The organism is Pseudactinotalea terrae (genome assembly GCF_009733845.1).
Taxonomy (GTDB): Bacteria; Actinomycetota; Actinomycetes; order Actinomycetales; family Beutenbergiaceae; genus Pseudactinotalea; species Pseudactinotalea terrae.
In genome coordinates this window covers 692,638-719,036 of sequence record NZ_WNXZ01000001.1, presented here as the reverse complement: position 1 = coordinate 719,036, position 26,399 = coordinate 692,638, and the positions used below count along the sequence as shown (strand labels likewise).

Sequence of the window (26,399 nt, the reverse complement as noted above, 5' to 3'; positions counted from 1 at the left end):
ACCTCGGCCGGCTCAGCTCTCCGCGGACGAGGCGAGCGCTTCGTCGGTGACGCGCCCGCCGTCCTGTACCGGACGAATCAGGTCGGTCAGGTCGAAGCCCTGACGCGCGGCCTCGGTGAGGAACTCCTGCTCGACGGCGGCATCGACGTGCGGGGTGCGGGCCAGGAGCCACAGGTTCTTGTGGTCGGGGGTGCCGACGAGGGCGTGCTGGTAGTCGGCGTCGAGCTTGAGCACCCAGTAGTCGCCCTTCGTGAAGGGGATCCACCGGAGGCCCTCCGGGAGGAACGTGACCTCGAGCTGGGCGGGGGAGTCGCCCGCCGGCGTGGCGCGGCCGACCGCCTGGGTGGGCTCGCCGTCGGCGTCGAGGCATCGGTTGTCCACACGGATGGACCCGTCGTCGAGGGAGTACTGGGCGGTGACGTTGCTGGCCTCGGCGTCCTCGTAGCGCAGCGGCAGCCGCGCGATCTCGTACCAGAGCCCCAGGTAGCGGTCGAGGTCCAGATCATCGATGGCGGTCACGGGGTTGCTGTCGCTCATGCTCTGACCTCTCTCGTGGTGCAGCCGTCGTGGTGGTCTCGACACTAACCCGTGAGCTCAAGCATCTCGGGGGCGGGGCTTTGCTCATTCTTGAGGGTTGTGCACCCAGGAAGCGGGGCAACGGGTCGATGCCCTCGACTAGCGTGGCGTCATGACGCTTCTGGTGCTCACCGCTGTCGGGGATGACCGAGAAGGCCTCGTGTCGGCGTTGTCGCGAGCCGTCGAGGGCCATGGCGGGAACTGGCTCGACAGTCAGCTCGCCCGCCTGGCGGGCAAGTTTGCCGGCATCGTGCTGGTGGACATCCCCGCTGAGGCCGTCGAGGCGTTCATGGAAGCGGCCGCGGCACTGCGTGAGGAGATCGGCTGGAAGGTGGACGTGACGCCCGCCGGGAGCGGGGGAGAGGGCGGTCATGAGGTCCAGGTCCATCTCGTCGGGCTCGACCGACCCGGGATGGTGCAACAGGTCAGCGCGGCGCTCGCCGAGCAGCACGTGAGCATCCGCAGCTTCCGTTCCTGGACGCACAACGCGCCCCAGGGTGGCGGCTTGCTGTTCGAGGCCGAAGCAGTGGTGACGCTGGCTCCCGGGACCGACCCGGATGCGGTCCGGCGCGCACTCGAGCCGATCGCCGATGAGCTGATGGTCGACCTCGAGCTGGCAGAGACCGTGTGAGCGGGGCCAGCGGCGCCCCGCGAGCACGAGCAGAGTCGTCGCCGACGCGGGGCCGTGAGCTGGCGCGAGCGTTATGTCATTTCGGGCGTCGACCGTCCATGTTCGGGGGATGGCAGGCATGACTGCGTTCCGGTCGACGCGTCTGGCGCTGTTCCACGGTTGGACGGCCTCGCCGCTGTGGGAGCGCACGGGTAGCGAGATCGGGAAACCTCGATCTGACGGAGCTACCGGTGTCCGACGGTCTGCGCGAGCGCTTACGGGACTGGAACGCGCGCTGCGACGAGATCCTGTCGGCGCACGCCTATCACTGGCCCGACGAGCAGACGCACAAGGAGATCGTCGAGCAAGGGTCAGCGCTGGCCACAGCGCTGCGTGCCGAGCTTGGCATCGAGATCGTCTACAGGCCCGACGGTGAGGCCGACGACCGCGAACGCGTTGCCCGTCGCAGGAGTCGTCCGCAGACGCAACCTGGGCGGCGTGCTCGCCACTATCGGGCGAGACGTACCGGCCGCGTCTTGAGTGGCATGGAACCGACCCACCCACCCGGTGAGCCGGGTTTCAGGCCGATCCGGCTCAACGCCGATAATGGACATTATGTCATTCTAATCCCGTACCGTTGCAACGGATGCACGATCGCGACTCCCCTCCAACCCTCCGCCCTTCCCCCATTGATCTGGCCAGCGCAACCCTCCTGACCTGCGGCGTCGAACCCTCGATCGATGCCGCAGGACACCAGTTGGGAGGCAAGCCTCGATCACGTTGGGCTCGCCACCCACGGTGACTGTCGGCGATCAGGCGATCGACTTGGGCCATCAAGTCGCGGTCCTGCCGAGCCCCACCCTCGTCGACCGCCAGGAGCGGGAGGGTCATGCCGTCCATGCCTTCACCACGCCGAACCGGACCATCCGCTGGCGTCGACACGACGGCTAACACAGCGACTCCAGGGAGCTTGCGCTGGTGGAACCTAGGCCGGTTCGGCACCATAGAGACGTAAGCATGTTCGTATCTTGAGTCGCGCTGAAGGAGTTCGCAGAAAGTTGGGGGGTAGCGCCAGCGCCGCGACTTAAGAGGAGACGTCGGAGAGCTTGCTCGCCGACGTCACCGACCAGACGGAGTCGCCATGGCCTTCCAGCCCGAACCGGAGCCGGATCTCCCGGCCCGGCTCGGTGGCGCCCTACAACGGGAGGTCGGCGCCGTTCCGCTGTGGTGGTTACCCAGCGACGACGAGGCGACCGAGCAGGCGCGACGCGTGGACCGGCTCGCCGCCGACGCAGACCTGGTCACCACGCTCGCGCTTGCCGGCTACCAGGGCGCCGACTACGACCTGTTCGCTACCGAGCTGTCCCGGTACGGGCTGGCAGTGATCGGCGCCTGGATGCGCCAGGGCATGATCCTGGCCAAGTGCAAGCAGCAGAAAGGCCTCCATGCTGGCCTGCGCAGCATCGGACGTGGGTTCAGTCCCGATGAGGTCATCGAGCTCAGCGGCGAGACGGTCGCAGCAGCGCTGAGGCACTTCCGCGAGGACGTGCTGATGCGCAACAAGTGGCGCCCGGACGGTGGGGCAACGCTGCGGACCTTCTTCATCGGGCAGTGCCTGTTCCGATTCGCCAACGTCTACAAGCGCTGGGAGGGCGAGATCCGTCGCTCGAGCATCTGGACCTCCACCGAGGACGAAGATCTCCTGACTGCTCTGGGCGGCGGCAGTCCACAGGACGTGGAGCGGCAAGCCATCAATCGACTGATCCTGGACGACCGGTTCGCCCGGATCAAGAACCCGAACGTACGTAGGGCGATGGTCTACACCGCCATGGAGTGGACCCAACAGCAGATCGCGGTCGAGCTCGGCGTCACCGAGAAGGCGGTGGAGCGAATGCTCGCCAACGAACGTGCCCGGCAACGTCAGTCACCAGACAAGTCCAGGAAGAAGGCCTGAATGAACCGAAACGGACGATCGATCCGCACCATGGTCGAGCGCAGCTCGCTGGGCACACCCAAGGCGGCTGCCGCCCGCCGGACCATCTCGGCGGAGACCGCCGCGCGGGTCGTCGCACGGTCCAAGAGCATCGAGCGCACCAGCGGCAAGAAGTCTGGGGGGTGACACCTTCTCCGCTACTACACCGTAGGTGTCGGTCGTCGAACGCGGCCGATGGGTCCGCACAAGAGTGTGGGCCCCCAGAACGCGGTACGTCCCGAGAGCCCTCCACCCCTGATAACGCTGGAGCCTACCGGGTCGCCGCACGCACGAGAGGTTCGACGACAATGTCACGACGAGGCTCCAGCGGAGGTCGGGCGCGTAGCGCCCGCACCGGTCGCTACGTCACGATGGCCACGGCCCGGCGCAGCCCGCGCACCACAGTGGTCGAGGCCGGTGGCAACCGCAGCACGGGCACCGCGCACCGGTCCGCCATCAGCGGCCGCTACGTGAGCGCCGCCTGGGCGCGCCGCAGCCCGGGCACCACGGTCACCGAGAACGGCTAACCGCCAGCGGCAGCCTGGGTCCGGCCGCCGTTCAGGGCCGGACGCAGGCTGTCGTGTCGAGTGTCGGTGCGATGTGAGAGAGTCTGCGCAGGTCCGCTAGGCCGGAGAGGAGTAGAGATGAGCATCTGCTATTTCAACAGCGGTGGAGAGGTCGCGGCGTTCCGCCGATCAGCGGACGACAAGTTCCTCTTCGACCAGAACGGCAACTGGATCGGCTGGTTTCCCTGGGACGATGACGACGCAGTGGACCGAGAAGGCGACTATCTCGGAACCGTAGTCGGGAATCGTCTCCTCGCTCGAACCTCCCCCAACTACCGTGGCTATCCCGGCTACCCGGGTTACCCGGGCTATGCTGGCTACCCGGGCTACCCGGGCCACGCCGGTTACGGTGGCTACCACTCCGGCTTCGAGGACGTTGACCCGAGCCGTCTGAAGAGCTGAGCAGGTAGAACTGCATCTCTATCCAGAGAGTCCAGTACACGGCGGACGCCAAAGAGGTCTTGCAGCATCATCATGTGACCGCGACGCTCCGACTGGGATATGCCCCACTGGTGCGTCCCCGCCGCCCGAATAGTGCCACACCGAATAATGCTGGTCACCAGTCTGGTCAGCGAATCGCTCCAGATTAGTCAAACCCGCCCCTCGGCCGACCTCCAGCATGTTCGACCCCTAGCGAGGCTCTGACCTGCACAGATGCGACCTAGTCGTCCCGAGCTCTGACCTCTGCAGACGTGGGCTCGCGTTGCGGGCCCAGGTGCTGAGCTCGGCTAGGACGGTCCCGAACTCACGATGGTTTTGCGGTCGGTGCCTCGGCCCCTGGTTGTCGATCCCTCGTGCCCGATCCGGAGAAACCGTTGCCAGGATCAGCGATCGCACCAGGCTGAGCAGGTCCGCCGGGAAGGTGCTCTCCTGGATTGTCGCTCGGATGAGCCGGCGAGCCTCCTCGTGCGTGGCTCTGCCTCGAGCCGTGAGCAGGCATACTCGCTGCGACCCTCCCCCTCAGCCGCAGGAGCGATTCTTGTGACCCGACGTCTCGAGCGGCTCAGAACCCACGTGAGCCGCGCCGTCGCCAGGATTCGGACCCTGCTCACGCGTGAGACCGTGCGGCACGCGCTCGGATCCGCCGTCGCCGTTCTGATTGCCTTCGCGACCACCTCGGTGGGCGTTCGTCTGAACCTGCTGGATGCGGGAGCGACCTCGACGCCGCTGCTGGTCACGTTGATGTTCGGCCTGTACGGGCCCACGTTCCTGGTCCTGAGCTGGTGGACGTTCCGCACGCGCCAAGGTGAGCACCTACGCACGTCCCTGATGCGTTCGCAAGAACACCGCGGTCTCATGCGGTGGCTCTTCGTCTCCAGCCCCACCACCTGGGCGGGCACAGTCATGCTCATCGGCGTGATCTCGGTCGTCATGCTCGCCACTGGGCAGGGTCGGCCTGGTGTCGCAGTCGTCGTGATCTGCGTCGTCGGTGTGATCGGTAGCTGGGTGCTCATGCTCGCCGTGATGTCGCTCGAGTACATGCGCAACTGGGCGAGCGAGAACTCGATGTCCTTCCCAGGGTCGGAGCCACGCAGCTTCGTCGACTTTCTCTACCTGTCCATCCAGCTGTCCACCACCTTCTCCTCGGCTGATGTCGCGCTCGAGAAGCGTTCGGTCAGAAAGCTCGCGAGCCTGCACTCCGTGCTGGCGTTCGCCTACTCGACTGCGATCATCGCTGTGTTCGCGTCGCTGCTGATCAGCATCTCGCTGCAGTCGTAGGGGCTCTAGGCGCAGCCGAGACAGCACCGCGCCGTGGGCCGGACGTACCCGTACGCCGCACGAGCTTCCACGGTGGTACTGGTTGCGACGTGCATCTCAACGACTGGGGTACTTCGCCGCGCGCCATACGGACGCAAATCGTCCGCTTTCCCGCCTACGATGCGAAGGCATGGTGACAGATGACCACACGATCCAGCCGTTGACCACTCACACGTGGGAGGCGTTCGCCGAGCTGGTGAAGCGTCACAACGGGATCTTCGGCGGATGCTGGTGCACCTACTTCCACCCTTCCTGCGTCGACCGGGAGCCGGGGTACGAGGGCAGTCGAAAGATGAAGAAGCAGCTGGTCGAGACCGGGCAGGCGCATGCGGCGCTCGTGATGGTCGGCGATGAGGCAGTTGCGTGGGCGGAGTACGGCACCCCGGACGAGCTGCCGAACATCCATCACGGAAAGCAGTACCTGGCCGAGGCCGATGCGATTCCCGACTACCGCATCACATGCATCTTCGTCGACAAACGCTACCGCCGACAGGGCTACGCCAAGGTGGCTCTGGCTGGCGCGCTCGATCTGATCGCGGCTCAGGGCGGTGGCGTGGTCGAGGGCTACCCCCACGAGGTAGGCGAGAAGCGGATGAGCAACTCATTCGTCTACAACGGAACACGCACGATGTACGAGCAGGCCGGCTTCGAGTTCATCCGCTCGAAGGGTTTGCGGAACACGGTCATGCGACGCACGATCTAGGCCCCACGTCAACATTGTTGTTGTAGTACCGGACCATCAGCTCCCAGTACCCCATCAGGAGCGCCATCTGCACTGCTGTCGCCAGGGCAGCCGGTAGCGCGCGGCGATGATGGGCGGCGATGATCGCGGCCAGCAACGCGGCGGTCGCGGTGACGTTGACCGCCATCGCCGTGTCCATCGGCCGCTCGGCAATCCACTGCTCCTCGCCGAGCGCCGCCCGGGTCGCCCAGGCCCGGTCGTGCGGGGGCTCGCCGAACATCACCGGGTTGAGTGCCATCCACAGGCCGACCAACGCGGCGTCGCGCGGGGAGCGTCGCCACACCGGGACGAGCATCAGCGGTGTGCTCGCCCACCTCGTCCACATGCTCCACGGGTTGCTGTGCCGCGCGAACACCGCCCGCTTGATGTTCTGCCAGTCCTTCATCGACGAATCCTCTCGTCTGCTGACCGCGGGCGTGCCACGACATGCTGGTTGGCTGAGGCGTCTACCAGAGGTCGTACCCGCGCTTTCGTGCGTACTCGTGAAGCCAACGAAGCACCTGGAAGGCGACGCCGACCCACAGGAAGAGGATCACCAGCGGGGGTGTCGGGTGGAAGTGCATCAGTGAACGTGAGCCACCCGAGCTGCATGGCACCACCCTGGTGTCGCCGTTCGGTGGACCATGATGGAGCCATGGACCACCGACCACTCCCCCGTCTCAGCGGGCATGTCTCCGCGATCGGCCTGGGCACCTGGCAGCTCGGCGCCGACTGGGGCGAGGTGTCGCAGAGCGATGCGCACGCCGTGCTCACGGCCGCCGTCGAGTCAGGCGTCACGTTCTTCGACACCGCCGACGTCTACGGCGACGGCCGCAGCGAGCAGCTCATCGGCGCGTTCCTCCGGGACCGGCCCGAGCTCGACGTGCTGGTGGCGACCAAGATGGGTCGCCGTGTCGCCCTCGACCCGAGCCTGTACACGCTCGAGAACTTCCGTTCCTGGACCGACCGCTCGCGTGAGAACCTCGGCGTCGACCGCCTCGATCTCGTGCAGCTGCACTGCCCGCCGACACCCGTCTACTCCTCCGACGCCGTCTGCGACGCCCTCGACACCCTCGTGGACGAGGACCGGGTCGCTGGGTACGGCGTCAGCGTCGAGACCTGCGAGGAAGCCCTGACGGCGATCGCACGCCCCGGCGTCGTCAGCGTCCAGATCATCCTCAACCCGTTCCGGCTCAAGCCCCTCGAGCAGGTGCTTCCCGCCGCGCAGCAGGCCGGCGTCGGGATCATCGCCCGCGTACCCCTGGCGAGCGGGCTCCTCAGCGGTCGCTACACCGCTGAGACCCAGTTCGCCGAGAACGACCACCGCACCTACAACCGGCACGGCGAGGCCTTCGACCAGGGCGAGACGTTCTCGGGCGTCGACTACGCGACCGGTGTCCAGGCTGCGACCGAGTTCGCGCAGCTCGCGCCCGCCGGCGCCACACCCGCCCAGACGGCTCTGCGCTGGATCATCCAGCAACCCGGCGTCACGAGCGTGATTCCCGGCGCCCGGAACCCGGACCAGGCTCGCGCCAACGCGGGGGCGGCGGAGCTGGCGCCGCTGACCGACGAGACGCTCGCCGGCGTCGTCGACCTCTACGACACCCACATCCGCGCGCAGGTGCATCACCGCTGGTAGGCACGATCTCGTGCACCGCTGCACGAACCCGTGCTGAGAGCGGGAGGGGAAGGCGCGGAGAGTCAGCCATCGCGCCTACGTCGTGGGCGGGCGTGCAGGTGGCAGGCTGTGCCCCATGCCCGGACTGATGCGCCAGAAGCCTGAGCCGCCGCCGCCACCCACGGAGACCGTCGCGCTCTCCCCCAGGTCCGTCTGGCGGGCTGGGTGGGTGATCGTCGGCGTCGCGATGTGCGTGTTCATCATCGTCTTCATCGTCGACCGCGGCGGCGGCCTGATCTTCACGCTGATCATCTCGATGTTCCTCGCGGTCGCCATGGAGCCCGCCGTGCGGCTCCTGACGCGCTGGATGAAGCGACCCCTCGCGACCGCGTGCGTGATGCTCGGAGTGTTCCTCGCCTTCGCCGGGTTCCTCGCCGCCTTCGGCGGTTTGCTGGTCGGTGAGATCCAGAACCTCGTGAAGTCGGCACCGTCTGCCATCGAGGCGGCGGTCGCCTGGGCCAACTCGACCTTCGGCACCGACTACAGCACCAGCAACCTGCTCGACGAGCTCTCGCTCACGCCGGAGAAGATCGCCGGCTACGTCACGCAGTTCTCGGGCGGGGTGTTCAGCGCCGTGGGCGCGATCTTCGGCGGCGTGTTCAACGCGTTCGCGGTCCTGCTGTTCACGTCCTACCTCTCCGGCTCGATGCCGGCGCTTCGGAGCTGGGTCGCCGGCATGTTCACCCCCAGCCGGCAGTCCGTGGTGCTGACCATCTGGGACGTCTTCGTCACCAAGGTCGGTGGCTACGTGACCGCGCGCATCATCCTCGCGCTCTGCTCGGCCACGGCCCACACCATCTTCCTGGTCGCGATCGGCATGCCGTACTGGATCGCCCTGGGCCTGTGGATCGGTGTGATCTCGCAGTTCGTCCCGACGATCGGTACCTACATCGCGGTCGTGCTGCCGGTGGCGGTGGGTCTGACGAGCGACCAGCCGATCGACGGCGTGCTCATCCTCGCCTTCGCGATCGCCTACCAGCAGGTCGAGAACCTGCTTCTCGACCCCCGTGTCAGCTCCCGCGCCGTCGACGTGCACCCCGGCGTCTCGTTCGCCTCGGTGCTGCTGGGCGCCCAGCTGTTCGGTGTGGCCGGCGGTCTGCTCGCCGTCCCCGTCGCCGCCACCCTCAGCACCATCTTCGAGCTCTACAAGAAGCGCTACGAGATCTCGCCCGATGCCGAGGCCTCCGCCCAGGCCGCCACGGCGAAGGACGATGACAAGAACGACGAGGACGCCGAGCAGGCTGAGCTCCCGGAACCGGCCGCTGCGCGGTCCCCTCAGCACGACGACAAGGGCTGAGCCGGGCCACTACCCCATCGACCGTCTCGCTGTGCGCGGCGTGTAATGCGAATGATTCTCATTCTGGTTAGAGTGTGGCTCGTCCACATCCCCACCGGAAGGAGCAGGCGGGCGCCGCCCGCCGACATCCGCATGACGAACCACTCCCCCGCGCGGCTCCGGCCCGCGCTGATCGCCGCCACCTCCGTGGTGACGGCCTCCCTCGCGCTCGCCGCGTGCGCTAGTCCAGGAGCGCAGGAGCCCGAGCCCAGCGACCCCGCACCGACCGAGGGCGCCACGTCCGAGCAGGCTGCGGCCTCGCCCAGGATCGCCCTCACCTACGACGGCGGGATCCAGGTCCTGGACGCAGCCTCGCTCGAGCTCATCGACGACATCCCGCTCGAAGGCTTCAACCGCCTCAACCCCGCAGGCGACGAACGGCATGCGCTGGTCTCCACCGCCGGCGGATTCCAGGTGCTCGACCTCGGCAGCTGGGGCGAGCCCCATGGTGACCACGCCCACTACTACGCCGCCGAGCCGTCGCTCCTGGAGCTCACCTACCCGGCCGAGGTCCCGGGGCACGCCGTGGTCCATCACGGCCGCACGGCCCTCTTCGACGACGGCACCGGCCAGATCACGGTCATCGACAGCGCCGCCATCGCGGACCCCGGTGCGTCAAGCACCCAGCACGCCACCCCGACCGCGCACCACGGCGTCGCGATCGAGCTCACCGACGGCACCCTGGTCGTCACCGAGGGCACGGCGGACGCGCGCACCGGCGCCGTCGCCCTCGACTCGGCCGGCGCCGAGGTCGCGAGCTCGGCCGAGTGCCCCGGCATCCACGGCGAGACCGTCACCGAGGACGAGGCGGTCGTCTTCGGGTGCGAGGACGGCGCGCTGATCTACCACGACGGCGGCTTCACGAAGGTGCCCGCACCCACCGACTTCGGACGCATCGGCAACCTGCGCTCGGCGCCGGGCTCGGACATCGTGCTCGGCGACTACAACGCCAACCCGGACGGCGGGCCGCTGACCCAGGTCGCTCTCATCGATGTGCGCGTCGCCGCGATCACGCTGGTCGATCTGGGCACCGAGTACACCTTCCGCTCGCTCGCTCGTGACGACGACGGTCACGCTCTGGTGCTGGGGACCGACGGGAACATCCACGTCATCGACACGGAGGAGGCGGCCGTCGAGCGCACGATCCCGGTGATCGACGAGTGGCAGGTGCCGCAGGAGTGGCAGGAGCCACGCCCGACGATCACGATGCTCGCCGGTTCCGCCTACGTCAGCGACCCGGCGGGCCAGCAGCTCCTCGCGGTCGACATCCCGACGTCGGAGATCTGGCTCGAGGCCACCCTCGATGTCGTCCCCAACGAGGTGGTCGGAGCCTCGGGTGACGTGCCGGAGGCGGCAGGCGAGGTCGGTCACGACGACCACGAGCACGATCACGACGGTCACGACGACGAGGATCATGACCACTGATCCTCGCTCCCGGCGGATCGCTGCCGCGGCTGTGCTGGCACTCGCTGCCGGCACAGCCGCGTGCAGTCCTGCGCACGAGGAGGGGCTGCAGGTGTGGGTCTCGTTCGCGCCGCTGGAGTACCTCGTCGAACGCGTGGGCGGCCCCGAGGTCCAGGTGGACAACCTGACCCCACCCGGTGCCGACCCGCACAGCCAGGAGCTCAGCCCGGCCAGGGTCGCGGATCTCGCCGCCGCCGACCTGGTGGTGTACGTGTCCGGTCTGCAGCCCTCGACCGATGAGGCGATCGAGCAGGCCGAGCCGGCGGTCGTCGTCGACACCCTCGACGCGGCCACCGCTGCGATCTCCGGCGAGCCGAACCCGCCCGACCCGAGTCGCGACCCGCACTTCTGGCTCGATCCGATCCGGTTCGGTGAGGCGGCCCAGCAGATCGCCGACGCCCTCGCGACCATCGCCCCGGAGCACGCCGACGACTACCGGGACCGGGCCGGGGCGCTGCTGACCGATCTCGACCAGCTCGACGCCGAGTACGCCGAGGCGCTCTCCGGCTGTGCGGGAGCCACCCTGGTCACCTCTCACGAGGCGTTCGGCTACCTCGCTGCCCGCTACGGACTGCGTCAGGAAGGCATCACCGGGATCGATCCGGAGGTCGAGCCGTCACCAGCGCGCCTGCGCGACCTCGCGGCGATCATCGAGGAGGCCGGCGTGAGCACGATCTACTTCGAGACCGCGGCCGATCCGGCCGTGGCCGAGACGCTCGCCGCGGATCTCGGTCTGCGCACCGATGTCCTCGACCCGATGGAGCGGCCGAGCGACCCGGACTACCTCACGGTGATGCAGAGCAACCTGACCGCGCTCCAGGATGGGCTCGTCTGCGATCAACCGCGGTAGGAGAGCGCCACGTCCACGATGCGCTCTGCGGTGGCGCCCTCGCCCACCTCGACCTCGGGGTACAGCACGAGATCGATGGCACGCGGGTGCGGGACCGCCCGTGCGAACTCGGCCAGCCACGACTCCTCCTGCGCCTCGGTCTCGGCCTCCTCGCCGAGCACCCTGGCCACCAGAGCGATCAGGGCATCACGGTCGACCGGCGTGTCCGGGCCGCCGGCGGTCACCAGCGTGACGGTGGCGAGGTCTCCCAGCGTCAAGCGGGCGGCGGTACGCGCCTTGAGCTTGAGCGGGAGCACGTAGCTGCCATCCTTCGGCCACAGCGACGTCGTCCACTCCGCCTCACCGATGCGGGCCGTCACCGGCAGCATGCCCCACCCGTAGGTGAGCGTCGGCGCGAGGGCATGCAGCCGCTCGGCCTCTCGGGCCGGGACCGTCAGGAAGTAGAAGGGTGCGGGGCCGCGCCACTCGATCACCTCGGCGGTGAACTCGATCTCGGCCATCACCCCAGGATGGCGCAGGAATGTCGACGGCGGAACCCGGGTTGGACTCGATGTCTGCGTCCCCTGATCGAAGGAATCCCCATGAAGGTCCTCGTCCTCGGCGCCACCGGCATGGTGGGCTCCGCGATCGTCGCCGAAGGTCGCCGTCGCGACCAGAACGTCGTCACGGCATCGAGGCGGCCGGGTGCTGCCGATGTCGTGGCCGACCTGACCGACACCGATGCGCTCGCGCAGCACGCGGAGGGAGCCGACGCCGTGGTGATCTCGGTGCCGCCGCCACGCGACGGGAGCGACCACCAGCCGTGGCTCGACGCCCACCAGCGCCTTGCCAGCCGCCCGATCCCTGCCCGGCTGGCCATGGTGGGCGGTGCTGGCAGCAGCCTGGTCGAGGGCGCCCCGCTCCTCGAGTCCCCCGACTTCCCCGAGATCTACAAGCCCGAGGCCGTGTCAGCCGCGGCCGCCCTCGAGATGTTCCGAGGCGCAGCCGACGGCGTCGACTGGGTGATCCTCTCCCCCGCGATCGAGATCGGCCCCGGCGAGCGGACCGGGGCCTACCGCACCGGAACCGATGAGCTGGTCGGACGGCGGATCTCGGCCGAGGACTACGCCGTGGCTCTGTGGGACGAGCTGACGGACCCCCAGCACCGGCGCAGCCGGTTCACCGTGGCGAACTGACCGAGACCCTGGCGGGTGCGCCCCAGCAGGGATAGCGTCGAGGTACCGACCGACTCCTGGAAGGACCGCCATGTCTACCCTGCCTCGCGACGGCATCGAGATCTTCTACACCGACCACGGCGGCTCAGGCCGACCGGTGGTCCTGGTCCATGGCTGGCCGTTGTCGGGCGAGTCGTGGGCGGGCACCGTGCCGGCACTGCTCGAGGCCGGCCACCGCGTGATCACCTACGACCGTCGTGGCTTCGGCTCCTCCGGCAGCAGCGGCGCCGAGGGCTACGACTACGACCTGCTGACCGCCGACCTGGCTGCCCTGCTCGACGAGCTCGACCTGAGCGACGTCACGCTCATCGGCTTCTCGATGGGTGGCGGCGAGGTGGTCCGCTACGTCGGGAACCACGGCGAGAGCCGCCTCCGCAGCCTCGTCCTCATCGGCGCCATCCCACCCTGGTTGCTCCTGAGCGACGACAACCCCGACGGCGGTCTCGACATGGCCACGGCCCGTGGCATGCAAGAGGCGCTGCGAGCCGACCGGAAGTCGTTCCTCGACGACTTCCTCACCACGTTCTTCTCGGTCGACGGAGATCTGTTGGTCGCCGAGGAGCAGCGGCAGCAGGCGCTGGCACTGGCGGCCCAGGCCGATCTCGATGCCGCGGCCGCGTGCATCCCGCTGTGGACGAGCAGGTTCAGCGACGACGTCGCCCGCATCCACGTTCCTACCCTGGTGATCCACGGTGACGGTGACGCGATCGTCCCGTTCGAGGTCTCCGGCAAGCGGGTGCACGAGCAGGTCGAGGGCAGCGAGCTGCTCCTGATCGAAGGCGGGCCGCACGGCGTGACCGTCAGCCACGCCGACGCCGTCAACGCCGCGCTGGTGGAGTTCCTCGCGCGCTGATGCCCCTCACACCTCGAGACCGCGGAGCCACCATGCCCGACCTCCCCGCACCCGTCCATGCGCTCGTCGACGCGATCAACACCGGTGACACCGCCGCGTTCGTCGCGGCCTTCGCACCCGACGGCGTGGTGAACGACTGGGGCCGAGTCCTGTTCGGCCCGGAGGGCGTCGCGAGCTGGGCTCAGACCGACGCCATCGGGGCGGGTGCCACGATGACCGTGCTCACCGCCGCGACGGACGGGCCGGTGACGGAGCTGGGCTTCGAGTGGCGCAGCAGCAAGTTCAACGGCGAGAGCACGGCGTTCGTCACGGTGGCCGGCGACAAAATCACCGAGTTCCGGATCCCGCCGTCCCACTGACCTCAACGGCACCGCAGGCGTGGCGGCAGCATTACTCGAAGCGGTGAGGGTCCCCCGCACCGACGCGCACGACCTCCGGCACCCCGCTGGAGAAGTCCACGACCGTCGTCGGGACGTCACCGCACTCCCCCGAGTCGATCACGCCGTCGAGCACGTGGTCGAGGCGCTCCTTGATCTCCCAGCCATCGGTGAGCGGATCCTCCTCCCCAGGCAGCAGCAACGTGCTCGAGAGGATCGGTTCGCCCATCTGCGCCAGCAGCGCGTGCACGACCGGGTGGTCGGGGATGCGCACGCCCACGGTCTTCTTCTTGGGGTGCAGCAGGCGCCTGGGGACCTCTTTGGTGGCCGGCAGGATGAAGGTGTAGCAGCCGGGCGTGGCCGCACGGATGGTCCGAAACGTCGAGTTGTCGACGTGAACGAACTGCCCGAGCTGCGCGAAGTCGGCGCACACCAGGGTGAAGTGGTGCCGGTCATCGAGGCCGCGCAGCGAGAGGATGCGGTCCCGCCCGGCCTGGTTGTCCAGCGAGGATCCCAGGGCGTAGCAGGAATCCGTTGGGTACGCCAGCAGGCCGCCGCTGCGCAGGATGTCGACGGCCTGGCTGATCGACCGCGGCTGCGGATCGACGGGGTGGACATCGAAGTACCGCGCCATGGCGGTGCGTCAGCCGGTCTGGCGGGCGCGACGGCGACGAGAGAGCTCGTCCTCGCCGACGTTCCCTGCATCGCTCTCGTCGGTCGCACGCTCGGTGGGGAACTCGGCGAGGCTGCCCTCGACCTCCCGCCAGACGCGACCGACCGCGATGCCGAACACGCCCTGGCCACCCTGCACCAGGTCGATGACCTCGTCGGCCGAGGTGCACTCGTACACCGAGGCGCCATCGCTCATGAGCGTGATGTTCGCGAGGTCGTCGACCCCTCGGTCACGCAGGTGCTCGACCGCGGAACGGATCTGCTGCAGCGAGACCCCGGTGTCGAGAAGTCGCTTGACGACCTTGAGGACGAGCACGTCCCGGAAGCTGTAGAGACGCTGGGTGCCTGAGCCGCTCGCGGAGCGGATCGACGGCTCGACCAGGCCGGTGCGCGCCCAGTAGTCCAGCTGACGGTAGGTGATGCCGGCCGCGCGGCACGCCGTGGGGCCGCGGTAGCCGGTCGCCTCGTCGAGGTCCGGCAACGTGTCGCCGAACAGCAGACCCTGTGCGCGCTGGGGGACGCCCGCAGCGGTCTCGGCCGCGCTGGCCGCACCCGCGTTGTCACTGCCGCTCACGCGTACCTACTCTCCTCGTGCAGACGAACCCACTCTACGCCTGCGCGCACAGTCACCACGTGGTGACCAGCCGGTGGATTCCGTCCGGCTGCCCACCACGGTAGGGGTAGCGGGTGCCGGGGTCAAAGACGTCGCCACAAGCAGCCGTTCGGCGTGTCGCGATGGTGTGTCTCACCCTCGAGGTGAGGTCGAGGGTTGACCAAGGAATCGCAAGATCACGGCCGTTCCGGGTCGTCGAAGTCGCTGGGGTCGATCTGGTCGAGGAACTCACGGAACTCGGCGACCGCGTCCTCGTCCTGCGCGGCGCCACCGGAGATCTCGATGTGGAGCGCGCCGTCGTCATCAGGATCGGGGTCATCGTCGTCGTGCGCGATGACGATCGCCGCCTCCGCGAGCACGTCCTCGGCGCAGTACACGTCGACAGCTGCGCGCAGCGCGAGCGCGATCGCGTCCGAGGCTCGCGCATCGACCCTCTCCCCGTTGCTCAGCACCAGCTCGGCGATGAACGTGCCCTCGCGAAGCTCGGTGATGCTCACGGAGGTCAGGCCCACCCCGGCTGCGCGCAAGGACGTGAGCAGCAGGTCGTGCGGTCCCGGGCGCGGCGACGACACGCCCGCCTGTGCCGTCGCGATCGCGACCCCCTCGTGAGGGCCGATCACGATCGGTAGCGAGAGCTCGCCGTCGGCCTCCGACAGCACGACCAGGACATCGTGCTCGGGGTCCGCGACGCGCACCCTGACTCCGAGGACGCCCATCTTGCGCACGTGGACACGCTACGCCGCGGCACCCGTGCACGATGGTCGAAACGGAACGTGGATCTCCGGCCGTTGCGCGATCGTGACCAGCGGGTCAGACGATGCGATCGACACCTGTGCGTAGCAGGGCCGAGTGCAGCCGCGCGAACGAGTCGGCCACGTCGGTCGCGAGCGAGTGCGCCCGGGCTCGAGATCCCGCCGAACCGGGCCCGGAGCGATGCGAACGCACCGGCGCCACGATCGCCTCCACCAGATCGATCTGACGATCGGCGGCGGACCGCAGGGCCCGCAGGTGTCGGGCCTGCACGCCATGCTCGGCCAGCTCCAGCACCGCACGCACCACCTCTACCGTTCCGGCCGGGTACTTGCTACCGGCGTCGGTACCGATGACGCCGACCTCGGTGAGCTCGACCACCAGCGCCTCCTCGGCGCCAGCGGCCTCCGCTAGCTGCGCGGCCGTGAGCCTGCTCCGCGTCACCGTGGCGGAGAGCTCACCATCTTCGGTGACCACACGCGCGCCCGGCGCAGGTACGCCTGCGGAGCCGTTGTCGAGCTCGTCGAGCCGCTCCCGGATCTTGGCCCACGGCAGGTAGGAGTCGCGCTGCGCCGCCAGCGCGAACCGCAGCCGCTCGATGTCGGCCTGGCTGTAGGTGCGATAGCCGGAGGGGGTCCGGTGCGGGCACACGATGTCCTGGTCCTCGAGGAACCGGATCTTCGAGATCGTGACAGCAGGGAACTCCTGCTGCAGCACGCTGAGCGCCGAACCGATGCTCATCGTCGGGGTACGGGGCACCCCGAACGGCCAGCGCTCCGCCTCGTCGTGGCCGTGAGCGTCGGCGACGGTCACGACGTCGGCTCTGCCGGCGGTGTCGCCGCCGCCCGGTTGGGGCTGGGATGGAACGTCAGGCGGTACTTGCCGATCTGCACCTCGTCCCCGGCGACGAGAGTGGCGGAGTCGATGCGCTCCCGGTTGACGTACGTGCCGTTCAGGCTCCCGACATCGCGGACCGCGAACTCTCCGCCGGCGAACTTGAACTCGGCGTGCCGGCGCGAGACCGTGACGTCGTCGAGGAAGATGTCGGCCTTGATGTCGCGGCCGGCGGTCACCGTCTCGGCGTCGAGCAGGAAGCGCGCGCCCGCGTTGGGGCCGTGCTGGACGATCAGCAGCGCCGACGAGGGCGGCAACGCCTCGATGGCGGCGCGATCGCTCGCGTCGGTACCGGCGCGACCGGGCTCCGGCTCGCCGGGGACGATGCGATCGAAGCTCGCCGTCGTGTGCCCCTGCGAGAAGGCGTCGGGATCTTCGGAGGTCATCGGTGGGCCTTCGTGGTTGGGCGGGGTCGGGTTTGATCTGAAACCTTACCCTCCGGTTGAGGGTGAGAGGGAGTCAGTTCTCCCCAGGGTTGGGGGTCGCGTACTCGGGTTCCTCGACCGTGCGGATCGCAGTGATCTGCACCAGGGGGCGTTCCTCGACCTCGACGGTCGCCCCCTGGTTCGCGTAGGCGTCGAGCGCACCGCCCGGGATGTCCAGCGCGACCGCGATCTTGGCCGCATCTCCGATGATGCGCCACTGGTGCTGGTCCTCCAGCTGGACCCCGTCGACCGCGAGCCCGTCGTCGGTGTGCACGAAGTGGCTCGAGGCGACGATTCGCACGTCGGACAGCGAGATTGCCTCGGCGCCGGCGTTCCGCAGCTCCTCCAGCACGTGGACCAGGTCCTGGGCGGTCACGTCCGATGTCCCGGTGACGTCCATGACCACCCCGGGCCCCTCGACGGGAACCGTGCCGGCCAGGATCTGCTGCACCTCGAGATAGTCCTCGGCGGAGCGGCTGTCGACCGAACCGCTCAGCAGCGCAGCACGGTCCTCACGGAGCTCGGCAGCCTCCTGCTCGAGCACCTCGTTGCGTTGCGTGATCTCCGCGGCCAGCCGGATCAGGTCGTCCTGCCGCACACCTGCCAGCTCGTCGCCCTGCGTCTGGCGCACCTGCGTGACGATCGCGAACCCGAGCAGCAGGCACAGTCCCGCCACGAGGAGCTGGCTGCGGATACCGCGGCCCCGGTTCTCGGCGGGCGCGCTCTCGGGCGTGGGCGCGCTCATGCCTTGAGCACATGCCTGCGGATCGAGGCCGCGTTGGAGAAGATCCGGATCCCCAGCACCACCACGACGGCGGTGGTCAGCTGAGCTCCGACGCCGAGCTGGTCGCCGAGGAAGACGATGAACGCCGCGACCAGGACGTTGAACAGGAAGGACGTCACGAAGACTCGATCGTCGAACTTCTTCTCGAGTCGTGCGCGCACTGCTCCGAAGAGCGCGTCGAGCGCCGCCACCACCGCGATCGGGAGGTAGGGCTGGAGCTCAGCCGGGACGCTGGGCTGAAGCACGAGCCCGAGCACGACCCCGATCACGAGGCCGATCACTGCAATCATCGTGCGCCTCCTCCTGCGCCTTGACCGCCGTCAGTGTCGCACGACACGGCACTCAGTCCTCGCTCCGCACGGCGAGCTCCAGGGCGGACGCCGTGCCGGCCGGGAGCGTCAGCTCCGCAGCCACCGACAGCTGGCTCGAGATCCCGTACTCCGGCGAGCTGAGCGCGCTGAGGTGGGACGCGCCGGTGGTACGGGCGAAGGCGGTGCGGAGTTCGTCCGGGTCGCCGATCGCCTCGATCGTGTAGGGCGAGAGCAGCGGCTGCAGATCCACCAGTACGGTCGAACCCGCGGAGCGGATGGCCGTCGCGGCGGTGAGTCGGACCCCGTTGATGGCGATGGACTCGGCTCCGCTCGCCCACAACGCGTTGACCACGACCTGCAGGTCGAAGTCCTGCACGCGACCCGGTTCGCTGTCGGGCTCGCCGGCCTGTGCTGCGTCGGAGTCCTCCATCGTCAGGACGACGCCGGGCCCGGTCACCGGCGTGGTACCGGCCCAGACCCCGAGCTCGGACGCCGCGTCGTTCGCGGCAGCCGCGGCATCGCCGAACGCCTGCTCCTGGAGGTCTTGGATCTCTGTGCGGAGCGCGGTGTTCTGGGCCACGAGCTCGGCGGTGGTCTCCGACCGCTCGTGGATCTGCCCGATCAGCACCTGCCTGGCGCTGATTCCCGGGGCCGGGCTGCGCAGCTCCCGTGCTGCCCACACCCCGCCCAGCCCGATCGCCACCGCGAGCACCAGCACGAGCGCGGTGCGGGCAGCGTGCTGCACCCGGCTCGTGGGCTGGTCCTCCCCCGCTGCCCGTCGCGCCGCAGCCTCGGCATAGCCCGCGTCCAGCGGTCGCTCCATCACCTCCCGCAGGAGGGTCATCGAGGCATCGGGGCGGGGCTCGGACGCCCGCGAAGCGTTGGCCGCCTCGGTCACCGTCGCAACCCTGAGGCGACCAGGTCGTTCGACACGACCTTCCGGAACTGATCGACGTACAGCGCGCAGGCGCACCAGTACAGGAACACGCCCCAGAAGGCGGCGGCCCAACCGACCACCCACGCCACGTCGCCGAGAACGCCGTCGACGTTGGCCAGCAGCAGCAGCGGGAACGCGTACATGAGGGCGAAGGTGCCGGCCTTGCCGGCCAGGTGCACGGGGAAGCCCGGATAGCCGCGGCGCATCATGAACGGCAGCAGCGCACCGACCACGGCGTCACGTGCGAACACCACGACCACGAGCCACCACGGGATCAGCTCGCGGACGGCCATCCCGATCAACGTCACCGCGATGAACAGGCGATCGGCCGAGGGGTCCAGGAAGCGTCCGAGGCGGGAGGTCTGGTTGAACTTGCGGGCGATCACGCCGTCGACCCAGTCGCTCGCGCCCGAGCAGACCAGCACGACGACGGCCGCGACGTCTTTGCCCGTGAGGATGAGGATGAGCACCACGGGGACCATGAGCAGCCGCAGGAACGAGATCGCGTTCGGGATGGTCCAGACGCGGTCGGGCGCGGTCTCGACCTCGTCGCTCCGCGCCTCGCCCACGGCGCAAGACTAGGTGATCTCCTCGGTGCTTGCCCTCGCGGGTGCCAGAATGTGACCCGAGGTCAGGGCCGGTCGGCCTGGCGAACAGGGGAGGTCCGATGCTCGAGCTTCTCACGGGATCCGGTCTGGCGCTGTCCGCCGGACTCAACGCCTTCATCCCGATGCTCTCGGTCGGCCTGCTCGCTCGCTACACCGACCTGGTGGACCTGCCCGCACAGTGGCAGTGGCTCGAGAACGGCTGGGTGATCGGCGTCCTTGCCGTGCTGCTGGTGCTCGACGTGGTCGCCGACAAGGTTCCCGCGGTCGACCACGTCAACGACGTGGTGCAGACGCTCGTGCGCCCCACCGCCGGCGGCATCGTGTTCGCTGCCGGGTCCTCCTCCGAGACCCCGGCGATCACCGATCCGGGCGCGTTCTTCACCAGCTCCGCGGTGGTGCCGTTCATCATCGGCCTGGTCCTCGCCCTGTCGACGCACCTCACCAAGGCGAGCGGGCGCGCCGTCGTCAATATGTCCACGGGAGGTCTCGGAGCCCCGGTGGTCTCGACGGTCGAGGATGTGGGTGCCCTGACGATGACCGCGCTCGCGATCCTGGTCCCCATCCTGGTGATCGTGTTCCTGCTCCTGCTGGTGGCGATGGCGTTCTGGATCCGGCAGCGCCTGGCCAGACGACGGCGAGAACTGACGACGGGTTGACGGCGCAGCAGACCTCTCCGGGTGGACAGCGGTTCCCGGCGTGGGCCGCAGGCGGCAAGATGTGCGCATGAGATTCGGACTCTTCGTACCGCAGGGATGGCGCCTCGACCTGGTCGGCATCGACCCCGCCGAGCAGTGGAACCGCATGCTGGAGATCGCCAGGCACGCCGACGGCGGCGACTGGGACTCCATCTGGGTCTACGACCACTTCCACACCACCCCCGAACCCACCGACGAGGCCACGCACGAGGCATGGACCTTGATGGCCGCGTTCGCGGCGACGACCTCGCGGGTCAAGCTCGGTCAGATGTGCTCCTGCATGAGCTACCGCAACCCCGCCTACCTCGCCAAGGTGGCAGCCACCGTCGACGTGATCTCGGGCGGTCGCACCCAGATGGGCATCGGTGGCGGCTGGTACGAGCACGAGTGGCGCGCGTACGGCTACGGCTTCCCGCGCGCCGGTGAGCGTCTCGCCCGACTGGACGAGGGCGTCCAGATCATGCGGCAGGCCTGGACGGAGGGCGTCGCCACTCTCGAGGGCAGGCACTACCAGGTCGACGGCGCGATCGTCCGGCCGCTGCCGCTCCAGCAGGGTGGCATCCCGCTGTGGATCGCCGGCGGCGGTGAGAAGGTGACGCTGCGGATCGCCGCGCAGTACGCGGACTACACGAACTTCGACGGCTCGATCGAGGGCTTCACGCACAAGAGCGAGATCCTGCGGGGCCATTGCGAGAGGGTCGGGCGGCCGTTCGAGGAGATCACCCGGACCAGCGACTACAACATCGTCATCGGGGCGACCGAGGCCGAGGCGGCCGACCGGTTGGCCGCTCACGAAGCGCGCGTCGCCTCGGTGCTGGGGGCCGACCGCGCGGCCGAGATCGTCGCGGGCCTGCGCAACAACGTCGGGTACGGCACGCCGGAGCAGGTGGTCGAGCGGCTGTCCGAGGTCAAGGACGCGGGCCTCGCCTACGCGATCTGCTACTTCCCCGAGGCAGCTTTCGACCGCGGCGGCATCGAGCTGTTCGAGCGCGAGGTCATGCCCGCGCTCGCCTGAGCATCGTCGGCACGGTGATCGCGCAGGCCGGTCAGGCCCGCGCGGTCGCCCACCGCCGCAGCAGCAGGTAGATCTCGCAGCCGAGGCAGAAGCCGGTGAGGGCGTTGAGCGTGGCAGCAACCAGGGCCAGCACGCCGAACACGGTCAGCGCCCAGGTCGCGCCCAGCAGCGTCAGCCCGAGCCCGAGGCCGGTGATCACCAGTCCGACCACCTGCGCGAACTGGGGCGGCTCGGGCGCTTCGAGCTCCTCCGGCGGTGACAAGCGCGGCTTGATCAACGCTGCGAACACCAGGCCCTGCCAGGTCCCCTGCGCTCCTCGCAGGGCACCGAGCAGGAACGACGCGACGACGACGGCGAGCACGATCGTGCCGGCGCCTGGGCCGAGCAGGATCGCCGCGATCAGCAGGACCGCGGTGATCGCCGCACCCATCCGAGGACCGCGTGGGTCGATGCCAGCCTTGTTGATCTGACGTGCGTCGTCGACGCTCATGACGAGACTCCAACCTCAGCAGTGGCGACGGCGTCGGCAGCCGCCTTCGGGGTCGGGGCGCCGGTGACGCGCCCGCGGAGCACGCCCGCGCCGTCGTAGAGCAGCGCGGTCGGGGTGGTCAGGATGCCGAGATCGCGGACCAGGTCCATGTGATCGACGGCGTCGATCTCGGCGAAGGTGACGCCAGGCTGTTCCGCGACCGCCTTGCGCCACACGCGGGCCCCGAGCCCGCACGAGGAGCAGTGCTCGCTGGAGACCTGGACGATGGTGAGCCGCTCCCCTGCATGGGGTGCGACCGCCGTCGGCAGCGCGGCCCGGACGGTCGCAGTCCTGAGCACCCCACGGCCGCGCTGCAGGAGCAGCCAGCCGATGCCGCCCACGGCCAACGCCGCCAGCAGCACCGTGACACGCCACTCGAGATCCACGCCTCGACGGTAGATCCCGAGCCGGCGTCTGACCCGTTCCGCCCTGGGCGTATTACATGGTGGACGACGGCGCATCCCGATCTAGGCTCGTCCCTCGTGACTGCGCCTGCCCCTACCGATGCAACATCAGCCCCTCAGCGTCTCGATCCTCGCACCCGCCTGGTGATCACGCTCCTGCTCGCCAGCGCCTTCGTCCTGATCCTCAACGAGACGATCATGGGGGTGGCACTCAGTCACATCATGACCGGCCTCGGTATCGAGGCCGCCACCGCCCAGTGGGTCACGACGGCGTTCATGCTCACCATGGCCGTGGTGATCCCGGTCACGGGCTTCCTCCTGCAGCGGCTCTCGACCCGCACCGTGTACTGCACGTCGATGATCTCGTTCTCGATCGGCACGCTGATCTGCGCGCTCGCCCCCAGCTTCAGCGTGCTCGTGGCCGGCCGGGTGGTGCAGGCGGTCGGGACAGCGATCATGATGCCGCTGCTGATGACGACCGTGATGCAGCTGGTCCCGCCGATGCGTCGTGGCCGCGTGATGGGCAACATCTCAATCGTGATGTCCGTGGCACCGGCGATCGGGCCCGCCGTCTCCGGGCTGATCCTGTCGGTGCTGGACTGGCGCGGGTTGTTCTGGGTGGTGCTGCCCTTGGTCGTGGCCATGCTGGTGATCGGGATCCTGCGCGTACCCAACGTCTCGGAGCCGCGGCGCCTTGCGCTCGACCTCCCATCGGTCGCGCTCTCCGGCTTCGGGTTCGGCGGTCTGATCTTCGGGCTGTCCTCGATCGGTGAGTCGGTCTACCACCCGCCGGCGGTCTCGCCCGGGGTCCCGATCGTGATCGGCGTCGCGGCGCTCGTGTTCTTCGTGCTCCGCCAGCGCTCGCTGCAGAGGCGCGACGCCGCGCTGCTCGACCTGCGCACGTTCACCACGCGCTCCTTCACGTTGTCGGTGCTGCTGATGCTGGTGCTGATGGGGGCCTTGTTCGGGACGATCATCCTGCTGCCCCTGTACCTCCAGGACGCTCTGGGCCTCGAGAGTCTCGCGACCGGGCTCCTGCTGGTCCCAGGCGGCCTGACCATGGGTCTGCTCGGACCTCTCGTGGGCCGCCTGTTCGACGCCTGGGGGCCGCGGCCGCTGATCATGCCCGGCTGCACCGCGGTGGCGATAGCGCTGTTCCTGATGTCCCGGCTCGACGAGAACTCGTCCTCGGGGACCGTGCTCGCCTGGCACGTGCTGCTCTCGGTGGGTCTGGCGTTCACCTTCACGCCGCTGTTCACCTCGGCGCTCGGATCCTTGAAGCCGCACCTGTACTCGCACGGCTCAGCGACGATCGGCACCGTGCAGCAGCTCGCGGGCGCCGCGGGCACGGCGATGTTCGTGGTGCTGATGGTCAGCCGCCAGGTGGCGCTCGAGGAGCAGGGCGTTCCCGAGGCCACGGCGCTGGCCACGGGTGTCACCGGTGCGTTCCTGGCCGGTGCTGTGCTCGCGGCGCTGGCGGTGCCCATCGGTGCGCTGATCCGCAAGCCCGCCGAGTCCGTCGACGCGGTCGAGGACGCACCGGTCGCCCACTGACGTGGCCCGACGTCGGCGCAGTGCGGTCCGACGTGGCCGCGATGGTTGCGGTGAGCGCGTGCACACCGAACACTGAGCAGATGTCACGCGGCGCGGCAGCGCTCACCGGGATCGCGGCAGGCGCGGTCACGGTCGCGGTGGCGACCCTGCTCGCGGCGGTCCTCACCGGTGCGGGGCTCGCCGGTGCGGTGCCCTCCCCGCTGCTCGCGATCGGCGCGGCGTTCATCGACGCCACGCCCGCATGGCTGAAGGACTGGGCGATCGCGGCGTTCGGGCAGCGTGACAAGCAGGTGCTGATCGCGGGCATGGTCGTCGTGATCACCCTCGTGTGCGGGGTGATCGGGGTGCTGGGCGCTCCGAAGCACCAGGGCGGCTCCGGCCGTCGCGGGCTGGCGATCGGGACCTTCGCGGCGCTCGGGGCGGCTGTGGTGACCGTGGTGGCGCTACGTCCGGGCGCGATCGCGCTCGACGCGCTGCCCAGCGTGCTCGGCGTCGCGGCAGGTGCGGGCGTGCTCCTGCACCGATGGCGGAACGCGCCGAGCGAGAGTGACGCGGACCGGCGGGCCGTGCTGCGGTGGGCCGGTGCGACGACCGTGATCGCGGCGTTGGTGGCCGTGGTGGGCTCGGTGCTGACAGGGCGGGACCGGAGCGAGGCGGAGCGCTCCGACGTGGTGCTGCCCGAGATCGACGACCCCGTCACGGTGCCCGCTGATGCCGAGGTCGATGTCGAGGACATGCCGCCGTACATCACGCCGAGCACGGACTTCTATCGCATCGACACGGCGCTCGTGCCGCCTGCGCTCGACGCGTCGCAGTGGCGGCTCCGGGTGCACGGGCTGGTCGAGAACGAGATCGAGATCGACTTCGCCGAGCTTCTCGCCCAGCCGATGGTCGAGTCGCTGACGACGCTCGCCTGCGTGTCCAACACCGTCGGCGGCGACCTGATCGGGAACGCGGTCTGGACCGGATGGCCGATCCGGGAGCTGTTGGCACGCGCGGCGCCGCTGCCCGAGGCGGACATGGTGCTCTCGGCCAGCAGCGACGGGTTCACCGCCTCCACTCCGCTGGCGGCGCTGACCGACGACCGGGCCGCGCTTCTCGCCGTCGGCATGAACGGTGAGCCGCTCCCCCTCGAGCACGGCTACCCGGTGCGGATGGTGGTGCCTGGCCTGTACGGATATGTGTCAGCGACCAAGTGGCTGGTCGAGCTGAAGGTGACGACGTTCGCCGCCGACGCCGGCTACTGGACCTCGCGCGGCTGGTCGGCACGGGGGCCGATCAAGATGTCCTCACGGATCGACGTGCCGGCACCCTCTGCGCGCGTCGCTGCGGGCCGGGTCGTGGTTGCCGGGGTCGCCTGGGCCCAGCGCACCGGCATCGAGCGGGTCGAGGTACGCGTGGGTGCCGACGGCGCGTGGCAGCGTGCCGAGCTCGCGGCTGAACCCTCGATCGACTCGTGGCGGCAGTGGTACTGGCACTGGGAGGCGCCCGTCGGCAAGCACACCCTCACCGTGAGGGCCACCGACGCGAACGGCGAGCACCAGGTCGCGGCACCCAGCGCTCCGGTCCCGGACGGGTCGACCGGGCTCCACACGATCTACGTCTACGTGGAGTGACGCAGCAACAGCTGCGCGGCGAGCACGACCATGACCACGGCGATGGCGCCGTCGAGCACGCGCCACGAGCTCCGCCGTCGGAACACGGGGACGAGGAGCCGCGCGCCCAGGCCGAGTGCGGTGAACCAGAGCACGGATCCGGTCATCGCCCCCAGCGCGAACCACCAGCGATCGGCTCCATGGGTGGCAGCCATCGAACCGAGCAGCACCACGGTGTCCAGGTACACGTGCGGGTTGAGCCACGTGAGTGCGAGCGCGGTCGCCAGAACGGCCGCGCCGGCCGTGCCGCGGCGCTCGGTCGGATCCGGCATCGACTCGCCGCGCCAGGCCTTGATCGCCGCTCGCGCGCCGTAGCCGAGGAGGAAGGCGGCGCCGCCCCAGCGGACGATCTCGAGGGCGACCGGAGCGTGGGTCACGAGGGCTCCGAGCCCAGCCACACCCGCGGCGATCAGCACCGCGTCCGAGGCGGCGCACACGAGGACCACCAGGCCCACGTTGCTGCGCGCCAAGCCCTGCCGGAGCACGAACGTGTTCTGCGCGCCGATCGCGACGATGAGCGACAGGCCGGCAGCCAGGCCGGACAGGAGAGGGAGCACGCGCGCACCGTACGTCCACCA

Annotated in this window: 34 protein-coding genes; 19 read left to right on the top strand and 15 right to left on the bottom strand. The window is 69.3% G+C overall.

Translation table 11 applies throughout. The annotated features are described in order from the left end of the window. Nucleotides 1-12: 12 nt before the first annotated feature. The gene (locus tag GPA03_RS03305) at nt 13-537 is read right to left on the bottom strand and encodes a lipocalin family protein (protein ID WP_156250551.1); all 525 of its coding nucleotides are present in this window, start codon (nt 535-537) and stop codon (nt 13-15) included. A gap of 151 nt (nt 538-688) precedes the next feature. Here GPA03_RS03305 and GPA03_RS03300 point away from each other — a divergent pair, with 151 nt between their 5' ends. The 8 genes from GPA03_RS03300 to GPA03_RS03265 all read left to right on the top strand — a co-directional run bounded on the left by GPA03_RS03300 (nt 689) and on the right by GPA03_RS03265 (nt 6,185). Further along, nucleotides 689-1,207, top strand: coding sequence for a glycine cleavage system transcriptional repressor (locus GPA03_RS03300; protein ID WP_156250550.1), 519 nt, complete (start codon nt 689-691; stop codon nt 1,205-1,207). A gap of 230 nt (nt 1,208-1,437) precedes the next feature. Continuing rightward, nucleotides 1,438-1,902, top strand: coding sequence for a hypothetical protein (locus GPA03_RS03295; RefSeq protein WP_156250549.1), 465 nt, complete (start codon nt 1,438-1,440; stop codon nt 1,900-1,902). Between the two features lie 425 nt (nt 1,903-2,327). Next, nucleotides 2,328-3,140, top strand: a complete 813-nt coding sequence (locus GPA03_RS03290; protein WP_156250548.1) for a sigma-70 RNA polymerase sigma factor region 4 domain-containing protein — start codon at nt 2,328-2,330, stop codon at nt 3,138-3,140. Then, a complete protein-coding gene (locus GPA03_RS03285; RefSeq protein ID WP_156250547.1) occupies nt 3,141-3,305 on the top strand; it encodes a hypothetical protein in 165 nt (54 codons plus the stop codon). Nucleotides 3,306-3,466: 161 nt separating this feature from the next. Next, nucleotides 3,467-3,685: a hypothetical protein gene (locus GPA03_RS03280; RefSeq protein ID WP_156250546.1), complete on the top strand. Its 219-nt coding sequence runs from the start codon at nt 3,467-3,469 to the stop codon at nt 3,683-3,685. A 117-nt stretch (nt 3,686-3,802) separates the two neighbouring features. Continuing rightward, entirely contained in the window at nt 3,803-4,126 is a 324-nt protein-coding gene (locus GPA03_RS03275) for a hypothetical protein (RefSeq protein WP_156250545.1), read from the top strand. A gap of 612 nt (nt 4,127-4,738) precedes the next feature. After that, entirely contained in the window at nt 4,739-5,443 is a 705-nt protein-coding gene (locus tag GPA03_RS03270; RefSeq protein WP_162458241.1) for a DUF1345 domain-containing protein, read from the top strand. Between the two features lie 331 nt (nt 5,444-5,774). Then, nucleotides 5,775-6,185, top strand: coding sequence for a GNAT family N-acetyltransferase (locus GPA03_RS03265; RefSeq protein WP_338325716.1), 411 nt, complete (start codon nt 5,775-5,777; stop codon nt 6,183-6,185). Here the strand turns inward: GPA03_RS03265 and GPA03_RS03260 are convergent. Further along, the gene (locus GPA03_RS03260) at nt 6,166-6,609 is read right to left on the bottom strand and encodes a DUF6653 family protein (protein ID WP_206673438.1); all 444 of its coding nucleotides are present in this window, start codon (nt 6,607-6,609) and stop codon (nt 6,166-6,168) included. The genes GPA03_RS03265 and GPA03_RS03260 overlap by 20 nt on opposite strands. Nucleotides 6,610-6,858: 249 nt before the next feature. On the opposite strand from GPA03_RS03260, the gene GPA03_RS03255 reads away from it, so the two are divergent. The 4 genes from GPA03_RS03255 (at nt 6,859) to GPA03_RS03240 (ending at nt 11,531) form a co-directional block, all read left to right on the top strand. After that, entirely contained in the window at nt 6,859-7,842 is a 984-nt protein-coding gene (locus tag GPA03_RS03255; RefSeq protein ID WP_156250542.1) for an aldo/keto reductase, read from the top strand. Nucleotides 7,843-7,957: 115 nt separating this feature from the next. Continuing rightward, nucleotides 7,958-9,178 (top strand): AI-2E family transporter, encoded by a 1,221-nt coding sequence (locus GPA03_RS03250; protein ID WP_156250541.1) that lies wholly within the window; start codon nt 7,958-7,960, stop codon nt 9,176-9,178. Between the two features lie 132 nt (nt 9,179-9,310). Beyond that, complete coding sequence (locus GPA03_RS03245) at nt 9,311-10,642, top strand: hypothetical protein (RefSeq protein WP_156250540.1); 1,332 nt, start codon at nt 9,311-9,313, stop codon at nt 10,640-10,642. Next, nucleotides 10,632-11,531: a metal ABC transporter substrate-binding protein gene (locus tag GPA03_RS03240; protein WP_156250539.1), complete on the top strand. Its 900-nt coding sequence runs from the start codon at nt 10,632-10,634 to the stop codon at nt 11,529-11,531. Before GPA03_RS03245 ends, GPA03_RS03240 begins: the two co-directional genes overlap by 11 nt. Here the strand turns inward: GPA03_RS03240 and GPA03_RS22425 are convergent. Then, on the bottom strand, nt 11,519-12,031 hold the full coding sequence (locus tag GPA03_RS22425; RefSeq protein WP_162458240.1) for a DUF1905 domain-containing protein: 513 nt from the start codon (nt 12,029-12,031) through the stop codon (nt 11,519-11,521). The two genes, GPA03_RS03240 and GPA03_RS22425, sit on opposite strands and share 13 nt — an antisense overlap. A gap of 81 nt (nt 12,032-12,112) precedes the next feature. Here GPA03_RS22425 and GPA03_RS03230 point away from each other — a divergent pair, with 81 nt between their 5' ends. The 3 genes from GPA03_RS03230 to GPA03_RS03220 all read left to right on the top strand — a co-directional run bounded on the left by GPA03_RS03230 (nt 12,113) and on the right by GPA03_RS03220 (nt 13,957). Continuing rightward, a complete protein-coding gene (locus GPA03_RS03230) occupies nt 12,113-12,706 on the top strand; it encodes an NAD(P)-dependent oxidoreductase (RefSeq protein ID WP_156250538.1) in 594 nt (197 codons plus the stop codon). A gap of 70 nt (nt 12,707-12,776) precedes the next feature. After that, complete coding sequence (locus tag GPA03_RS03225; RefSeq protein WP_156250537.1) at nt 12,777-13,598, top strand: alpha/beta fold hydrolase; 822 nt, start codon at nt 12,777-12,779, stop codon at nt 13,596-13,598. Nucleotides 13,599-13,630: 32 nt separating this feature from the next. Next, nucleotides 13,631-13,957, top strand: coding sequence for a nuclear transport factor 2 family protein (locus tag GPA03_RS03220; RefSeq protein WP_156250536.1), 327 nt, complete (start codon nt 13,631-13,633; stop codon nt 13,955-13,957). Nucleotides 13,958-13,988: 31 nt separating this feature from the next. On the opposite strand, the gene GPA03_RS03215 is transcribed toward GPA03_RS03220, so the two are convergent. From GPA03_RS03215 to GPA03_RS03175, 9 genes are all read right to left on the bottom strand, one after another. Then, complete coding sequence (locus GPA03_RS03215; protein ID WP_156250535.1) at nt 13,989-14,609, bottom strand: L-threonylcarbamoyladenylate synthase; 621 nt, start codon at nt 14,607-14,609, stop codon at nt 13,989-13,991. 9 nt (nt 14,610-14,618) lie between these two features. Then, complete coding sequence (locus GPA03_RS03210; protein ID WP_156250534.1) at nt 14,619-15,221, bottom strand: MerR family transcriptional regulator; 603 nt, start codon at nt 15,219-15,221, stop codon at nt 14,619-14,621. A gap of 215 nt (nt 15,222-15,436) precedes the next feature. Beyond that, nucleotides 15,437-15,976, bottom strand: a complete 540-nt coding sequence (locus tag GPA03_RS03205) for a bifunctional nuclease family protein (RefSeq protein ID WP_241681131.1) — start codon at nt 15,974-15,976, stop codon at nt 15,437-15,439. A 94-nt stretch (nt 15,977-16,070) separates the two neighbouring features. Next, a complete protein-coding gene (ftsR, locus tag GPA03_RS03200) occupies nt 16,071-16,823 on the bottom strand; it encodes a transcriptional regulator FtsR (protein WP_156250532.1) in 753 nt (250 codons plus the stop codon). Continuing rightward, nucleotides 16,820-17,290: an FHA domain-containing protein gene (locus GPA03_RS03195; protein ID WP_156250531.1), complete on the bottom strand. Its 471-nt coding sequence runs from the start codon at nt 17,288-17,290 to the stop codon at nt 16,820-16,822. Before GPA03_RS03195 ends, ftsR begins: the two co-directional genes overlap by 4 nt. Nucleotides 17,291-17,363: 73 nt before the next feature. Further along, the gene (locus GPA03_RS03190) at nt 17,364-18,074 is read right to left on the bottom strand and encodes a DUF881 domain-containing protein (RefSeq protein ID WP_156250530.1); all 711 of its coding nucleotides are present in this window, start codon (nt 18,072-18,074) and stop codon (nt 17,364-17,366) included. Next, the gene (locus GPA03_RS03185; protein WP_156250529.1) at nt 18,071-18,403 is read right to left on the bottom strand and encodes a small basic family protein; all 333 of its coding nucleotides are present in this window, start codon (nt 18,401-18,403) and stop codon (nt 18,071-18,073) included. Before GPA03_RS03185 ends, GPA03_RS03190 begins: the two co-directional genes overlap by 4 nt. A gap of 52 nt (nt 18,404-18,455) precedes the next feature. After that, nucleotides 18,456-19,322 carry a DUF881 domain-containing protein gene (locus GPA03_RS03180; protein WP_156250528.1) on the bottom strand — a complete coding sequence of 289 codons (867 nt, stop codon included), beginning with the start codon at nt 19,320-19,322 and terminating at the stop codon, nt 18,456-18,458. Next, nucleotides 19,319-19,930 carry a CDP-alcohol phosphatidyltransferase family protein gene (locus tag GPA03_RS03175; protein WP_241681066.1) on the bottom strand — a complete coding sequence of 204 codons (612 nt, stop codon included), beginning with the start codon at nt 19,928-19,930 and terminating at the stop codon, nt 19,319-19,321. Before GPA03_RS03175 ends, GPA03_RS03180 begins: the two co-directional genes overlap by 4 nt. Before the next feature lie 98 nt (nt 19,931-20,028). Between GPA03_RS03175 and GPA03_RS03170 the strand changes: the two genes are divergently transcribed. Further along, nucleotides 20,029-20,625, top strand: a complete 597-nt coding sequence (locus GPA03_RS03170; protein ID WP_156250527.1) for a DUF4126 domain-containing protein — start codon at nt 20,029-20,031, stop codon at nt 20,623-20,625. Between the two features lie 67 nt (nt 20,626-20,692). After that, nucleotides 20,693-21,679, top strand: coding sequence for an LLM class F420-dependent oxidoreductase (locus GPA03_RS03165; protein ID WP_156250526.1), 987 nt, complete (start codon nt 20,693-20,695; stop codon nt 21,677-21,679). 31 nt (nt 21,680-21,710) lie between these two features. Here GPA03_RS03165 and GPA03_RS03160 read toward each other — a convergent pair whose 3' ends face one another. Both GPA03_RS03160 and GPA03_RS03155 read right to left on the bottom strand, forming a co-directional pair. Further along, nucleotides 21,711-22,169 (bottom strand): DUF4395 domain-containing protein, encoded by a 459-nt coding sequence (locus tag GPA03_RS03160; RefSeq protein WP_156250525.1) that lies wholly within the window; start codon nt 22,167-22,169, stop codon nt 21,711-21,713. Beyond that, complete coding sequence (locus GPA03_RS03155; RefSeq protein ID WP_241681065.1) at nt 22,166-22,594, bottom strand: thioredoxin family protein; 429 nt, start codon at nt 22,592-22,594, stop codon at nt 22,166-22,168. Before GPA03_RS03155 ends, GPA03_RS03160 begins: the two co-directional genes overlap by 4 nt. Nucleotides 22,595-22,690: 96 nt before the next feature. Here GPA03_RS03155 and GPA03_RS03150 point away from each other — a divergent pair, with 96 nt between their 5' ends. Together GPA03_RS03150 and GPA03_RS03145 are read left to right on the top strand one after the other, a co-directional pair. Continuing rightward, complete coding sequence (locus GPA03_RS03150) at nt 22,691-24,166, top strand: MDR family MFS transporter (protein ID WP_241681064.1); 1,476 nt, start codon at nt 22,691-22,693, stop codon at nt 24,164-24,166. Between the two features lie 80 nt (nt 24,167-24,246). Further along, nucleotides 24,247-25,782 (top strand): molybdopterin-dependent oxidoreductase, encoded by a 1,536-nt coding sequence (locus GPA03_RS03145; RefSeq protein WP_241681063.1) that lies wholly within the window; start codon nt 24,247-24,249, stop codon nt 25,780-25,782. Here the strand turns inward: GPA03_RS03145 and GPA03_RS03140 are convergent. Then, entirely contained in the window at nt 25,770-26,378 is a 609-nt protein-coding gene (locus GPA03_RS03140; protein WP_241681062.1) for a LysE/ArgO family amino acid transporter, read from the bottom strand. The two genes, GPA03_RS03145 and GPA03_RS03140, sit on opposite strands and share 13 nt — an antisense overlap. Nucleotides 26,379-26,399: the final 21 nt, after the last annotated feature.